The 12,694-nt window shown below is 65.9% G+C and carries 16 protein-coding genes; 6 read left to right on the plus strand and 10 right to left on the minus strand.

Annotation, left to right across the window (positions count from 1 at the left end; genetic code table 11):
- Window positions 1-43: 43 nt before the first annotated feature.
- Window positions 44-475 (plus strand): VOC family protein, encoded by a 432-nt coding sequence (locus Q9235_RS01205; protein ID WP_306224951.1) that lies wholly within the window; start codon window positions 44-46, stop codon window positions 473-475.
- On the opposite strand, the gene Q9235_RS01210 is transcribed toward Q9235_RS01205, so the two are convergent.
- From Q9235_RS01210 to Q9235_RS01220, 3 genes are all read right to left on the minus strand, one after another.
- Window positions 460-1,695 carry an MFS transporter gene (locus tag Q9235_RS01210; protein ID WP_306224952.1) on the minus strand — a complete coding sequence of 412 codons (1,236 nt, stop codon included), beginning with the start codon at window positions 1,693-1,695 and terminating at the stop codon, window positions 460-462. The genes Q9235_RS01205 and Q9235_RS01210 overlap by 16 nt on opposite strands.
- A 181-nt stretch (window positions 1,696-1,876) precedes the next feature.
- Window positions 1,877-2,437: a type 1 glutamine amidotransferase domain-containing protein gene (locus Q9235_RS01215; protein ID WP_306224953.1), complete on the minus strand. Its 561-nt coding sequence runs from the start codon at window positions 2,435-2,437 to the stop codon at window positions 1,877-1,879.
- Window positions 2,438-2,517: 80 nt separating this feature from the next.
- Entirely contained in the window at window positions 2,518-2,805 is a 288-nt protein-coding gene (locus Q9235_RS01220) for an HlyU family transcriptional regulator (RefSeq protein WP_306224954.1), read from the minus strand.
- A 235-nt stretch (window positions 2,806-3,040) separates the two neighbouring features.
- On the opposite strand from Q9235_RS01220, the gene Q9235_RS01225 reads away from it, so the two are divergent.
- Entirely contained in the window at window positions 3,041-3,292 is a 252-nt protein-coding gene (locus Q9235_RS01225) for a DUF2798 domain-containing protein (RefSeq protein ID WP_306224955.1), read from the plus strand.
- A 4-nt stretch (window positions 3,293-3,296) separates the two neighbouring features.
- On the opposite strand, the gene Q9235_RS01230 is transcribed toward Q9235_RS01225, so the two are convergent.
- From Q9235_RS01230 to dnaG, 6 genes are all read right to left on the minus strand, one after another.
- Window positions 3,297-3,722 (minus strand): secondary thiamine-phosphate synthase enzyme YjbQ, encoded by a 426-nt coding sequence (locus tag Q9235_RS01230; protein WP_306224956.1) that lies wholly within the window; start codon window positions 3,720-3,722, stop codon window positions 3,297-3,299.
- On the minus strand, window positions 3,722-4,333 hold the full coding sequence (locus Q9235_RS01235) for a LysE family translocator (protein WP_306224957.1): 612 nt from the start codon (window positions 4,331-4,333) through the stop codon (window positions 3,722-3,724). Before Q9235_RS01235 ends, Q9235_RS01230 begins: the two co-directional genes overlap by 1 nt.
- The gene (locus tag Q9235_RS01240) at window positions 4,333-4,578 is read right to left on the minus strand and encodes a hypothetical protein (protein WP_306224958.1); all 246 of its coding nucleotides are present in this window, start codon (window positions 4,576-4,578) and stop codon (window positions 4,333-4,335) included. The genes Q9235_RS01235 and Q9235_RS01240 overlap by 1 nt, the downstream gene beginning before the upstream one ends.
- A 145-nt stretch (window positions 4,579-4,723) precedes the next feature.
- Entirely contained in the window at window positions 4,724-5,251 is a 528-nt protein-coding gene (locus tag Q9235_RS01245; protein ID WP_306224959.1) for a T6SS effector amidase Tae4 family protein, read from the minus strand.
- 173 nt (window positions 5,252-5,424) lie between these two features.
- The gene (rpoD, locus tag Q9235_RS01250; protein ID WP_306224960.1) at window positions 5,425-7,434 is read right to left on the minus strand and encodes an RNA polymerase sigma factor RpoD; all 2,010 of its coding nucleotides are present in this window, start codon (window positions 7,432-7,434) and stop codon (window positions 5,425-5,427) included.
- Between the two features lie 195 nt (window positions 7,435-7,629).
- Window positions 7,630-9,531, minus strand: coding sequence for a DNA primase (gene dnaG / locus Q9235_RS01255; protein ID WP_306224962.1), 1,902 nt, complete (start codon window positions 9,529-9,531; stop codon window positions 7,630-7,632).
- Window positions 9,532-9,654: 123 nt separating this feature from the next.
- On the opposite strand from dnaG, the gene Q9235_RS01260 reads away from it, so the two are divergent.
- Window positions 9,655-9,930, plus strand: coding sequence for a type II toxin-antitoxin system VapB family antitoxin (locus Q9235_RS01260; protein WP_306224963.1), 276 nt, complete (start codon window positions 9,655-9,657; stop codon window positions 9,928-9,930).
- Window positions 9,924-10,316: a type II toxin-antitoxin system VapC family toxin gene (locus Q9235_RS01265; protein ID WP_306224964.1), complete on the plus strand. Its 393-nt coding sequence runs from the start codon at window positions 9,924-9,926 to the stop codon at window positions 10,314-10,316. Before Q9235_RS01260 ends, Q9235_RS01265 begins: the two co-directional genes overlap by 7 nt.
- 21 nt (window positions 10,317-10,337) lie before the next feature.
- On the opposite strand, the gene Q9235_RS01270 is transcribed toward Q9235_RS01265, so the two are convergent.
- A complete protein-coding gene (locus tag Q9235_RS01270; RefSeq protein ID WP_306224965.1) occupies window positions 10,338-10,799 on the minus strand; it encodes a GatB/YqeY domain-containing protein in 462 nt (153 codons plus the stop codon).
- 168 nt (window positions 10,800-10,967) lie between these two features.
- Here Q9235_RS01270 and carA point away from each other — a divergent pair, with 168 nt between their 5' ends.
- Window positions 10,968-12,176, plus strand: a complete 1,209-nt coding sequence (carA, locus tag Q9235_RS01275) for a glutamine-hydrolyzing carbamoyl-phosphate synthase small subunit (RefSeq protein WP_306224966.1) — start codon at window positions 10,968-10,970, stop codon at window positions 12,174-12,176.
- A 21-nt stretch (window positions 12,177-12,197) separates the two neighbouring features.
- The gene (locus tag Q9235_RS01280; protein WP_306224968.1) at window positions 12,198-12,527 is read left to right on the plus strand and encodes an NIPSNAP family protein; all 330 of its coding nucleotides are present in this window, start codon (window positions 12,198-12,200) and stop codon (window positions 12,525-12,527) included.
- The last annotated feature ends 167 nt before the right edge of the window (window positions 12,528-12,694 follow it).

Raw genomic sequence — 12,694 nt, forward strand, 5'->3', positions numbered from 1 at the left:
TCGCCGACAATCCCGGCAGGCCACGCGAACAGGGATACATACCATGTCCAGCGCCAACGCCCCCGCGCCAATGATCATCATCTCGCTGCGCTATGCCGATGCGCCGCGGATGTATGACTGGCTGATCGAGGCCTTCGGCTTCGAGAAGCACGCCGCCTATTATTCCGAAGACGGCAGGACGCTCCTCCATGGCGAACTCAGGATGGGCTCGAGCTTCGTCATGCTCGGCTCGTCCGATAACAACGAGTTCGGCAAGCTGGTGTCACGGCCGGCCGAACTCGGCGGCACCACCGCCTCGCCCTACATCGCCACCGACGATATCGACGCGCGCTGCGAGCGCGCCCGCAAGGCCGGGGCCGAAATCTGCATGGAACCGACCGACCAGCCCTATGGCAGTCGCGACTTCATCTGCATGGACCCGGAGGGTCATGTCTGGTGCTTCGGCACCTATCGCCCTTCTCAGCCCGCGACCTGAAGCGGCGGCATCGACCGCCGCGCCCGCAGCATCAGCCAGCAGACGATGCCGAGATTGACCAGGTTCCAGGCGAGCCCGTTGAGGAAGGCCATCCGGTACGAGCTGAAATAATCGAAGATCACGCCGGAGAGATAGCCGCCGAAGGCCATGCCGAGCACGGTCACCGACATCACCAGCCCGATCCGGATACCTGCCTGCTTGGCCGGCAGATACTCGCGGATGACGACCGCGTACATCGGCACGATGCCGCCCTGGAACAGGCCGAAGATGCCGCTGACGACATAGAGCGACTGCAGACCGTCGAACCAGAGATAGAGGAACAGCGCCACGCCCTGCATCAGCGAGCCCAGCGCCAATGTCGCCGCGCCGCCGATCCGATCCGCGACGAAGCCCGAGCCGATGCGGCTGACGATGCCGAGCAGCATCATCAGCGAGAGCATCTCGGCGCCGCGCGCGACCCCGTAACCGAGATCGCCGCAATAGGCGACGATATGGACCTGCGGCATCGCCATGGCGACGCAGCAGGCGAAGCCGGCGACACAGAGCAGGAGCTGGAGCTGGCCGGCGCTGAGTCCGAGATCGCCGCGCGCTCCGGCGCTGCTCGCTTCCGCCGCGGCCATGGTCGCGGCCGTCGGCTGGCGCCGGAAGAACGGCGCGAGCGGCAGCAGCACCACCAAGGTGACGATGGCGATGCCGAAATGGGTGGCGCGCCAGCCATGATTGGCCACGCCCCAGGTGATGACCTGCGGCCAGAACACGCCGGCGAGATAGCTGCCAGACGCTCCGCAGACCACGGCGAGGCCACGATGCTTGCGAAACCAGTGCGACAGGTCGGAAATCAGCGGCGAGAAGCCGGCGGCGCTGCCCATGCCGATCAACAGCCCGTGCGCCAGCGCGAACTGCCAGAGCGACTGCGACATCGCCGCGGCGGCATAGCCGGCCGCGAGCAGGAAGGCGCCTATCACGATCGGCACCATGATGCCGTAGCGATCCGCCACCCGGCCCATGATGATGTTGCCGGCGCCGAAGCCGAGCATGGCGAAGGTATAGGGCAGCGACGCCCCGGCCCGCAGCGTGTCGAACTCGCCCTGCATCGCCGGCAGCACGACGACGACCGACCAGGAGCCGACGCAGGCGATCGTGCCGACCAGCAAGGCAACGGCGAGCCTCAGCCAGGCATAGGACGAATCGGGTTGGTAGCGGTCGACGTCCTGGGACATGCTTCCTCGGCGGCCGCACTTGGGAGGCGGCTCTTCTCCGGGCAGCTTTAGCGCATGCAACCCGCCGGGCAAGCGCGCCGGAGGCAGGGCGGCCGCGCGATCATGGTGGGCCACTGAAACGCGGCATCCGCAGCCGATGGACCGCGGATGCCGTGCCTTGCGGTATGGAGTGAAACCGTCGTCAGGCGGCGCGGCGCTCGTGGCGGCCTTCCCTGACCTCCTCGATGATCTTGGCGACGAAGGCCGGCAGGTCGTCGGGCTTGCGCGAGGTCACGACGCCCTTGTCGGTAACGACCTCCCTGTCCTCCCAGTTTGGCCCGGCATTGATCAGGTCCTGCTTGATCGTCTTGTAGGACGTGACCTTTCGCCCCTTGGCGATGCCGGTGTCGATCAAAAGCCAGGGTCCGTGGCAGACCGCTGCGACGACCTTGCCCTGGTCGAAGAAACTCTTGATCAGGCCGAGCGCCTTATCGTTGCCGCGCAGCGTGTCGGGATTCATCTGGCCGCCGGGCAGCACGATCGCGTCGTAATCCTCGGCGCGGGCCTGATCGAGCGTGCGATCGACCGCGACAGGCCGGCCCCAGTCCTTGTTCTGCCAGCCCTTGATCTCGCCGGCCTCCGGCGAAACGATGTCGACGGTCGCGCCCGCCTTCTGCAAGGCGGCATGCGGCACATCGAGCTCGGATTGCTCGAAACCATGCGTCGCGAGAATGAGTATCTTCTTTCCGGTGAGATCGGCCATGGCGTTCTCCTGATCGGTTGGGGTGTGATCAGGAAACCGCCGGGCCGTTGAACCGTTCCCGGAAAATCGTGGCCGGCCGTTCAGCGGAAGACGCGATCGCCTTCCATATCGACGATCTGCTGGCCCTTCACCAAGGTGAAATCGGCCGCCTCGGCCTGCCCCGGAAAACGGTCGGCCCGGATGAAACGGTGGCTCTTGGTCTCGCCATCGACCACCTTCTCGATCACGCCGCAGAGCTGGTACTGGCCCGCCTCCTGATAGGGCGTGGCATGGATGGTGAAGCCGTTATGCTCGATGCTCTTGACCGGGCCGGCGGGCTTCTCCTCGGCTGGCTTGCGGCCGCCGAACAGCGATTTCAGGAAGGACATGGCGGGCGCTCCTCGAACCGGGCGTCAGTCTATCCCGGACAAGTAGCCTCGACGACGGCCGCTGCCAACCTGCCAGCGCCAGAGAAATCGCTTGGCAGCGGCCGAGGCTTTCCCTATGCAGCCGCGACCGGGCTTTCTGACCCGTTCGTAAGCGTCTCACGTCAGGCAACGCATCCTTCCGGCATAGGCCGTATCGGATGTGTTCGAGCGGCCTGTCCCTTGCGAAAGCCTGTCCATGACCAGCTCGACCTACCCTCGCCTCCCCGCCCGCTATGCCGGCGTGGTGATGCCCTTCTTCCTGTCCGTGCTGATGACCTTCGTCGTCTCCGGCATCTCGACCCTGAAGGCGCTCGGCCCGACCGCCGCCTTCCTCCAGACCTGGCCCGGCGCCTGGGCCCTGTCCTGGCTCGTCGCCTTCCCGACGCTGCTCTTGGTCCTGCCGATCGTCCGGCGCCTCGTCGCGCTCGTGGTCGCGCCGCCGGCCTGATCCGTCACGCGGAGAGATGCAGGGCGACCTCGCGCCGATGCGGCCGTTGGCGGTACTCGAACAGATAGATGCCCTGCCAGGTGCCGAGCGCGAGGCGCCCGCCCATAACCGGAATCGAGAGCGAGACCGGCGTCAGCGCCGCCTTGATATGGGCTGGCATGTCGTCCGGCCCCTCGTCGCGATGGACGAGATAGGCCATCGCGGGATCATCCGCCGACGGCACCAGCCTGCGGAAGAACGCGTCGAGATCGCGGCGTACATCCGGATCGGCATTCTCCTGGATCAAGAGCGAGCAGGAGGTGTGGCGCACGAACAGCGTCAGCAATCCGCTCGTCTCGCCACTTGCCTTCACGAAGGAAACGGCGCGGTCTGTGAACTCGTAGAGTCCCGGCCCGCGCGTCTCGACGCTCAGGATCGTCTGCTGCGCCATCAGCGCTCGGTCAGCGCCAGCTTGGCACCGAGCGCGACGAAGGCGGCGGCGAAGCTGCGCCGCAGCCACGCCATCACGGCCGGGCGGCTGATCACCTTGTCGCGCATCGCCGCGGCGAAGAGCCCATAGAGCGCGAAGACGATGAAGGTCATCGCCATGAACACGCCGGAAAGCTCCAGCATCCGCGCCATCGGGCTCGCCTCGTCGGCCGCGATGAACTGCGGCAGGAAGGCGACGAAGAAGATCGAGAGCTTGGGGTTGAGCAGGTTGAGCGCGAGCCCGTCACGCAGCACGAGCCAGGCCGAGCGCGCATCCGCCCTGGTTTCGACCTTGAGCGCGCCATGCTCCCGGAGCGTCTGCCAGGCCATGTAGAGCAGATAGGCGACGCCGGCATATTTCACGATGGCGAAGGCGAGCGCGCTGGCATGCAGCAGCGCCGCGATCCCCATCATCGCCGCGATCAGATGCGGCACGATCCCGATCGTGCAGGCGAAAGCGGCGAGCACGCTCGCCCGCGAGCCACGCGTCAGGCCGGCGGCGATGGTGTAGATCGCGCCCGTTCCCGGCGATGCCACGATGATCAGCGAGGTCAGCAGGAATTCCGGGGACATCAGGAGCTCAACCCTTCGAAGATGCCGCCGATGACGGTGACGACCGCCTCGCCGGTTGCAACGGCAGCGGTACCCACGCCTTCGAGTACGGCTCCGACCGCATCGATCGTGACGGTGCCGGCGATATCCAGGGCGCCGCCGATGATATCGGCCGTGGCGGACCCGGTTTCCTGCTTCGGCTCGGCCTGCGCCCGCAAGGTCGCCTGTGCGGCCTCGATCTCTTCGGGCGTTGGGATACCGGTCATCTGCTCTTCTCCGAAGCACCGATCTTCGTGGCGACCTTAGCAGAACTATGGCGGCACCGAGCGGGTTTTGCAGGGCATGGCCGAGCAGCAGACAGACAGGGAAAGGCCGACAGTCGGCCCCCTGCTCCGGCGGATGGTCCGGGCGCTATCGCGCCATCCAGAAGCAGAGCTGGCCTGCATGGCTGTTGCCGCTGAGCAGATATTCCTCGGCGACCATGTTGATGCCGTTGAACAGGTCCCAGTGATCGCCGTTCACGCGCTGGAAGAACAGGAACGACGTGCTCTTGTCTCCCTCCGTCTGGTAGCAATCCTCCAGGTAGAGCACGCCCTTCTTGCCGAGCACCGAGCGCCAGACCTTGTTGGAGATACCCTGGACATCCGGCTCGCCATAGACCCGCCTGACGCGGGGCTCCAGCTCTGCCGCCCGGATGAAGAAATTGGCGCTGAGCGTGGTCAGCGGGCGCGCGCCTCCGGCAGGTCCGGCATCGGCGTTCACCTGGGTTGCGACCTCCGCCAGTTTCTCGATCGTGGCATCGTCCTCGGACGGCGTCAGCCGGAGCGTATAGCCCATGCAGATGGCGCAGCGATTGGTCTTGTCGCCGATCGTCTTCTTCGCCCAGGGACGAACCGTGGCAAAGCGTGCGGCGAGAGCGTCATAGGTGAAGGGAAGCATGGCGAGTCTCCGGGCCACGAGGCGGCGGCAGACTGACCAGAGGCCGGCCCGGCGGCATCCTACGATCGCAGGAGAGCCGGTCCAGCGCAGCGCTATGCTCCGCCCAAAGAAAAACCCGCCTCCGCAATGCGGAAGCGGGCCTCGTTCGCAATCGGCAGAAAGCCGCAGCGCCCTCAGTTATCCAGGAAGCTCCTGAGCTTCCGCGAGCGGCTCGGATGCTTCAGCTTGCGCAGCGCCTTCGCCTCGATCTGGCGGATGCGCTCGCGGGTGACGCTGAACTGCTGGCCGACCTCTTCGAGCGTGTGGTCGGTGTTCATGCCGATGCCGAAGCGCATGCGCAGGACGCGCTCCTCGCGTGGCGTCAGCGAGGCCAGCACGCGGGTCGTCGTCTCGCGCAGATTCGACTGGATCGCGGCGTCGATCGGCAGGATCGCGTTCTTGTCCTCGATGAAGTCGCCGAGATGCGAATCTTCCTCGTCGCCGATCGGGGTTTCCAGCGAGATCGGCTCCTTGGCGATCTTCAGGACCTTGCGGACCTTCTCCAGCGGCATGGCGAGCTTCTCGGCCAGCTCCTCCGGGGTCGGCTCGCGGCCGATCTCGTGCAGCATCTGGCGCGAGGTCCGCACGATCTTGTTGATCGTCTCGATCATATGCACGGGGATGCGGATCGTACGGGCCTGGTCGGCGATCGAGCGCGTGATCGCCTGCCGGATCCACCATGTAGCGTAAGTGGAGAACTTATAACCCCGGCGGTACTCGAACTTGTCGACCGCCTTCATCAGGCCGATATTGCCTTCCTGGATCAAGTCGAGGAACTGCAGGCCGCGGTTCGTGTACTTCTTGGCGATCGAGATCACGAGACGCAGGTTGGCCTCGATCATCTCCTTCTTCGCCTGACGGGCCTCGCGCTCGCCCTTCTGGACCATCAGCACGATCTTGCGGAATTCCTGGATCTCCAGGCCGGTCTCGGAGGCGAGCGTATGCACCTCCTCGCGCAGTTGCTTGATCCGCTCCAGCTCCGCCGCGACGAACTCCTTCCAGCCGCGCGAACCTAGCTTCGAGACGCGCAGGACCCATTTCGGGTCGAGCTCGCCGCCGACATGCTGCTTGAGGAAGTCGTCGCGCGCCACGCCGTAGCTCTCCGCCAGGCGCAGCAGGCGCGTCTCATGGCCGATCAGGCGCTTGTTGATATCGTAGAGCTGCTCGACCAGCGCCTCGATGCGGTTGTTGTTGAGAGAGAGCGACTTCACCGCGGTGATGATGTCGTCCTTGAGCTTCTTGTACTTGCGGTCCTGCGACGGCGAGAGCTTGGCGTTCTCCAGCCGGCCGGCGATATCCTGATCCTGCAGGCGGCGCAGCTTCTTGTAGTCGTCTGCGATGGCGTTGAAGGTCTCGAGCACGCGCGGCTTGAGTTCGGCCTCCATGGCCGAGAGCGACACGTTGTTCTCCATGTCGTCGTCGTCCATGTCCGGCGGGGTCTCGCCCTCCGGGGTCTCGGCCTGCTCGCTTTCCTCGGCCTCTTCCTCGCCGGCGACGGCGGGGTTCTTGCCGTCCGGGCCGGCATAGGTCGCTTCGAGATCGATGATGTCGCGCAGCAGAACCTTGCCGTCGACGAGCTCGTCGCGCCAGATGATGATGGCCTGGAAGGTCAGCGGGCTCTCGCAGAGGCCCGCGATCATCGCCTCGCGGCCAGCCTCGATGCGCTTGGCGATCGCGATCTCGCCCTCGCGCGACAGCAGCTCGACCGAGCCCATCTCGCGCAGGTACATGCGGACCGGATCGTCGGTGCGCTCGGTCGGCTCCAGGTTGCGCTTGGTCTCGACCGGCAGGGTCTGGCGCGAGGCGTCGACCATGTCGCCGCCCTCGGCCTCTTCCTCGTCGGCGCCGCCATCCTTGCGGTTGGCGCGCTCCTCGCCGGCCGCTTCCGGATCCTCGTTGTCGACGACGTTGATGCCCTGCTCGCTGAGCTGGCCGAGCACATCCTCGATCTGCTCCGAGGAGAACTCCTCGGAGGGCAGGACTTCGTTCAGTTCGTCATAGGTGACATAGCCGCGCTTCTTCGCGAGCTTGATCATGCGCCTTACGGCCTGATCGGTCAGGTCGAGCAACGGGCCGTCGGTAGTCGGGGGGGCATCCGGCGCGACCTGATCGGTCTTTTCCCGTTCGCTCGCTTTAGTCGCCATCAATCAGCGCTCCGCACTCGCGCCGGCTCTGGCCGAGAAAGCCATATACCGACGCATAAAAGGGCGGCGCGACCGCAGGTCCGGCGCGCTCACCCACCCAAATCCAGTTGCAGATGGCACCAGACGTCGTTGACGAATCGTGAACCACCCGACAGCTTGCGCGCACTTGGACCCGCGTCCACCCTTCGCTGGGTTTCAATCCTCGGACATGGCCTCGGTGCCTTCGATCGTCTCGAGGCGGGCCTTCACGTCCTTGATCCAGGCGAAATTGGCTTCGGTCGCGTCGTCAGCCAAGGCGCGCTCGGCTGCTCTCAACTCGCTATTTAGCGTCCGCGCGCGATGATGCAAGACGAGCGCCTGATGAATCGAGTCAAAAACCGATTCAGGATCAGCATCTTGCGCGAGTTTCAACCGCTCGGCCGGGCCCGTGACGGCCATGAGATGGCCCTGCGCTTCCCTGACTCGCGGTTGCGTCAGCCGATTCGCCAGCGTCTCCCGGTCGAGCGTGTCCTCGACGGAATCAAGCAGCGCCTGCCGGAAGCGCTCGGCCGCCGGCCCGTCCAGCGAGAGTTCGGCGATCTCGTCGGCACAGCGCAGGATGAGGTCGGGATGGCTCGCCAGCGCCAGCAAAATGAAGGCCTCGCGCTGGTCCTCGCCGCGCACCTTCGCGATCAGGCGCGACTGCGTCAGCGCGCTCGACGCCTTGAGCGGCCCGGCAAGCCAGGGCGGCACTTGCCGGCCGAACCCGCCGCGCTGGGGCGCCCCGCCCCGGCCGCGCTGGTAATTTCCGCCGCCACCACCGCCGCGCTCCGGCCGCGCCGGGGCGGCGCTGGCGAAGAGCTGCGCCAGCCGCTCGTCCATCTCGCGGCGATAGTGCTTGCGCGTGGTCTCGTCGCGAATATGCCCGAGCGGCTCCTTCAGGCGCCGCTCGAAGGCGGCGCGCCGCTCCGGCGTGTCGAGCGGGCCGGCCTCGACCTCGCGCTGCCAGAGCATGTCGACCAGCGGACGCGCCGCCGCGACGACCTCCGCGATCGCCTGTCGCCCGCCCGAGCGGGCGAGATCGTCAGGGTCCTGCCCATCCGGCAAAAGCGCAAAGGATAGCGACTTGCCCGGCTCCAGCAGCGGCAGCGCGATATCGATCGCCCGGCTCGCGGCCTTGCGGCCGGCCTTGTCGCCGTCGAGGCAGATCACCGGCTCGTCGGCCATGCGCCAGAGCAGTCCGAGCTGGTCCTCGGTCAGGGCCGTGCCAAGCGGCGCGACGGACTGCGGAAATCCTGAAAGCGACATCGCGATGACATCGACATAGCCCTCGACGACCACGACCTGCCCGGTGTCATGCGCGGCCTTGCGGGCATTGTGGTGGTTGAACAGCAGATGGCCCTTGTGGAAGAGCGGCGTCTCCGGCGAGTTCAGGTATTTTGCCGCGACCTCCGAGCTCATCGCCCGCCCGCCGAAGGCGACCACGCGTCCTCGCGCATCATGGATCGGGAACATCACCCGGTCGCGGAAGCGGTCATAGGGCACGGCGATCTCCTCGCCATGCACGAGCAATCCCGCTTCCATCATCAATTCGGCCGGCACGCCCTTCCCCGCCAGATGGTCGCGCAGCGCGAAGCGATCGGCCGGCCCATAGCCCAGCCGGAAGCGCGTGCGCGCCTCGCCGTCGAGCCCGCGCGTCGCGAGATAGCGCCGGGCCCCGCCGCCGCGATCGCCCATCAATTCGGCCTCGAAGAACTGTGCGGCGAGCTCCACGACCTCGTGCAGCCCCTTGCGCTTCTCCTCCTGGACCTGCGCCTCCGCCGTGATCTTCGGCAGGATGACGCCGGCCTCGGCCGCGAGTTTCTCGACCGCCTCGGGGAACGAGAGCCCCTCGGTCTCCATTACGAATTTGAAGATGTCGCCGTTCTTGCCCGAGGAGAAATCGAAGAAGGAAGCCTTCTGGTCGTTGACGAAGAAGGAAGCCGTCTTCTCGGCATTGAAGGGCGAGAGCCCCTTCCACTCGCGCCCCGCCTTCTGGAGGCGCACGCGCTTGCCCACGACCGCCGAGACAGGCAGCCGCGCCTTGATCTCATCAAGGACGGAGGGCGGGAATTTCATGGGGTCCTATCTGGTCTCTGTGAGGCCGCTTGCCAACTGCCGAGACGCCCAGCGCCCGGCTTATGGACGATATCCACAGCGCTCCCCATCTGGTAAAGAAAATCGGAGAAAAGGAAGAAAGCCATGGCGCTCAACATCAAGGATCGCGAGACCGAGGAGGCCGTCCGCCTGCTCGCACGCCGCCGCGGTCTGAGTTTGACAGAAGCCGTGCGCCAGGCCGTCAGGAGCGAACTCGGCAAGGACGAGTTGTCCGAGGAGGAGAAGGCGCGGCGCGTGGCGGAAGGCAGGCGTTGGCTCGCCGACTTCTACAAGCGGCACAATATCAAGCCCGCCGAGAAGCCGATGACCAAGCAGGAGATGGATGACATCATCGGCTATGATGAGAACGGGATGTGGTGAAGATCGTCATCGACAGCTCGGCACTCGTCGCGATTCTCACCGGTGAGGCCGACGCAGGCGAATTATTGGGGCGCATAGCTGCGGCCTCGGAGCGCTGTCTCTCAGCGGCGAACCATCTGGAGACTCGCATCGTCCTCGGCTACGGCCGGAATGTACCGTCGTCGCACTTGGAAGAACTGATCGCGCGCTGGCAAGTCGACATCGTCCCCTTCGACGAACCGCTCTCCGATCTCGCCTTCGAGGCCTATGGCCGCTACGGCAAGGGCCGTCATCCGGCCCGCCTCAACATGGGCGACTGCGCCGCCTATGCGCTCGCGAAATCCCGCGGCTGGCCGCTGCTCTACAAGGGCGATGACTTTTCCGAGACGGATATCGAGCGGGCCTGAGGCCCGCTCGCCTCCTCATGATCAGCCGCCAAGCGCGGCCTTCACCATCGGGCTGACCTTGCCGAAATCCATCTGGCCGGCATAGGCCGCGCGCAGCACGCCGATGACCTTGCCCATGTCCTTCACGGCGGTCGCGCCGGTGTCGGCCACGGCCTTGTCGATCGCGGCCTTCACCTCCTCGTCCGACATCTGCTTGGGCAGATAGGACGAGATCACCGCAACCTCGACGCGCTCGCCCTCGGCCAGCTCGGGGCGGTTGTTGGCGTCGTAGATCGCGATCGATTCCTGGCGCTGCTTGATCATCTTCTGGAGCACGCCGAGGATCTCGTCGGCGGTCGCCTCGCCCTTGCCGGCGCCGCGCGCCTCGATGTCCTTTTCCTTCAGCGCGGCGACGATCAGGCGGATTGCCGCGACCTTCGCCTTCTCGCCGGCCTTCATCGCTTCCTTCATGTCGGCCGTGAAGCGCTCGCGCAGGCTGGTCATCGTCGTCGTCCTTTTCTCTTGCTCTTTTGTCCTGTGCGGCCTGCGCCAGCTTCGATTGACGGGCAGCGCCCGGCTCTTTAAGGCTCGCGTTCCAGACCGGCGGAGTGGATTGCCTCAAGCCCCGCCCCCGCATTTTGCCGCTCGCGCGGCCTGGACCGAGACATAGACATGACCGCTCCCGAAGGAAACCCCGCTGCAGGCGGCTGGACCGAACCGCGCGCGACCGCGCTCCTGGTGCTGGCTGATGGCACGGTGCTGGAGGGCTTCGGCCTCGGCGCCGTCGGCGAGGCGCCAGGCGAAGTCTGCTTCAACACAGCGATGACCGGCTATCAGGAAATCCTGACCGACCCGTCCTATGCCGGGCAGATCATCACCTTCACCTTCCCGCATGTCGGCAATGTCGGCGTGAACGAGGAGGACACCGAGACCGTCAACGCCGCCGCCTCCTCCGGCGTGCGCGGCTGCGTGCTCCATGCCGCCATCACCGAGCCCTCGAACTGGCGTGCGAACCGGCATTTCGACGCTTGGCTCAAGGCCCGCAACATCGTCGGCATCTGCGGCGTCGACACCCGCGCGCTCACCGCCCTGATCCGCGACAACGGCATGCCGAACGCGATCCTCGCCCATAGCCCCGACGGCGTCTTCGACATCGAGCGCCTGAAGAAGCAGGCGGCCGCGCTGCCCTCGATGGCCGGCCTCGACCTCGTCCCGCTGGTCACCGCTTCGCAGCGCTACGACTGGGACGAGACGCCCTGGGTCTGGCCGGCCGGCTATGGCAAGCGCGACAGCAGCAAGTTCAAGGTCGTCGCCATCGATTATGGCGTGAAGCGCAACATCCTGCGCCTGCTCGCCAAGGCCGGCTGCGACGTCACCGTCGTGCCCTCGACCGCGACCGCCGCCGACATCCTGTCGCTCAAGCCGGACGGCATCTTCCTCTCCAACGGCCCGGGCGACCCGGCCGCGACCGGCGAATATGCCGTGCCGGTGATCAGGGAGCTGCTTGAAAAGAAGATTCCGACCTTCGGCATCTGCCTGGGACACCAGATGATGGCGCTCGCCATCGGCGGCCAGACCATGAAGATGAAGCAGGGCCATCACGGCGCCAATCATCCGGTCCAGGACAAGACCACCGGCAAGGTCGAGATCGTCTCGATGAACCACGGCTTCGCGGTCGATCCGGCGAGCCTGCCTGCGAATGCCGTCGAGACCCATGTCTCGCTCTTCGACGGATCGAACAGCGGCATCGCGCTGACCGACCGCCCGGCCTTCAGCGTCCAGCACCACCCGGAAGCCTCACCGGGCCCGCAGGACAGCCACTATCTCTTCAATCGCTTCACCGAATTGATGGCGGCAGAGAAGGCGAAGAAGGCGGCCTGAGGGCTACCGAGGGAGACGGGCATGATCCACCAGTTGCGCATCTATGAGATCTACGAGCGCAACAAGGCGGCCTTCCATGCCCGCTTCCGCGACCATGCCACGCGGATCATGGTCCGTCATGGCTTCCGCATCGTGGCTATGTGGGAAACGGCGAGCGCCGGGCGCACCGAATTCGCCTATATCCTCGCCTGGCCCGATGCCGAGACCAAGGCGAAGGCCTGGGCGAGCTTCATGGCCGATCCCGAATGGATCGAGATCAAGCGCGTCACCTCGCTGGAGCATGGCAGCCTCGTCGGCGCGATCGAGGATCGCCTGATGACGCCGACCGCCTATTCGCCGGCTCTCGATTGACAAGGGCCGGCCCTGCGCGCTTTAAGCAGCGCATGACCAGCCTGATGGCCCTCCAGCGCAGCTATTACGCCCCGTCCTCATAAGGCGGTGGCATTCCCATGTTCAACCGCCGCGCTGGCGGTTGAATTCAGGCTCTCATCCGACATCGCGGCTCTCGACAGAGCGAA

Origin of the sequence: Bosea beijingensis, from assembly GCF_030758975.1 — a bacterium.
Taxonomy (GTDB): Bacteria; Pseudomonadota; Alphaproteobacteria; order Rhizobiales; family Beijerinckiaceae; genus Allobosea; species Allobosea beijingensis.

What these genes read in the sequence shown, in the direction of transcription:
- Q9235_RS01205 (WP_306224951.1), top strand. Translation starts at nt 44, where the DNA reads ATGTCCAGCGCCAACGCCCCCGCGCCAATGATCATCATCTCGCTGCGC.
- Q9235_RS01210 (WP_306224952.1), bottom strand. Translation starts at nt 1,695, where the DNA reads ATGTCCCAGGACGTCGACCGCTACCAACCCGATTCGTCCTATGCCTGG.
- Q9235_RS01215 (WP_306224953.1), bottom strand. Translation starts at nt 2,437, where the DNA reads ATGGCCGATCTCACCGGAAAGAAGATACTCATTCTCGCGACGCATGGT.
- Q9235_RS01220 (WP_306224954.1), bottom strand. Translation starts at nt 2,805, where the DNA reads ATGTCCTTCCTGAAATCGCTGTTCGGCGGCCGCAAGCCAGCCGAGGAG.
- Q9235_RS01225 (WP_306224955.1), top strand. Translation starts at nt 3,041, where the DNA reads ATGACCAGCTCGACCTACCCTCGCCTCCCCGCCCGCTATGCCGGCGTG.
- Q9235_RS01230 (WP_306224956.1), bottom strand. Translation starts at nt 3,722, where the DNA reads ATGGCGCAGCAGACGATCCTGAGCGTCGAGACGCGCGGGCCGGGACTC.
- Q9235_RS01235 (WP_306224957.1), bottom strand. Translation starts at nt 4,333, where the DNA reads ATGTCCCCGGAATTCCTGCTGACCTCGCTGATCATCGTGGCATCGCCG.
- Q9235_RS01240 (WP_306224958.1), bottom strand. Translation starts at nt 4,578, where the DNA reads ATGACCGGTATCCCAACGCCCGAAGAGATCGAGGCCGCACAGGCGACC.
- Q9235_RS01245 (WP_306224959.1), bottom strand. Translation starts at nt 5,251, where the DNA reads ATGCTTCCCTTCACCTATGACGCTCTCGCCGCACGCTTTGCCACGGTT.
- rpoD (WP_306224960.1), bottom strand. Translation starts at nt 7,434, where the DNA reads ATGGCGACTAAAGCGAGCGAACGGGAAAAGACCGATCAGGTCGCGCCG.
- dnaG (WP_306224962.1), bottom strand. Translation starts at nt 9,531, where the DNA reads ATGAAATTCCCGCCCTCCGTCCTTGATGAGATCAAGGCGCGGCTGCCT.
- Q9235_RS01260 (WP_306224963.1), top strand. Translation starts at nt 9,655, where the DNA reads ATGGCGCTCAACATCAAGGATCGCGAGACCGAGGAGGCCGTCCGCCTG.
- Q9235_RS01270 (WP_306224965.1), bottom strand. Translation starts at nt 10,799, where the DNA reads ATGACCAGCCTGCGCGAGCGCTTCACGGCCGACATGAAGGAAGCGATG.
- carA (WP_306224966.1), top strand. Translation starts at nt 10,968, where the DNA reads ATGACCGCTCCCGAAGGAAACCCCGCTGCAGGCGGCTGGACCGAACCG.
- Q9235_RS01280 (WP_306224968.1), top strand. Translation starts at nt 12,198, where the DNA reads ATGATCCACCAGTTGCGCATCTATGAGATCTACGAGCGCAACAAGGCG.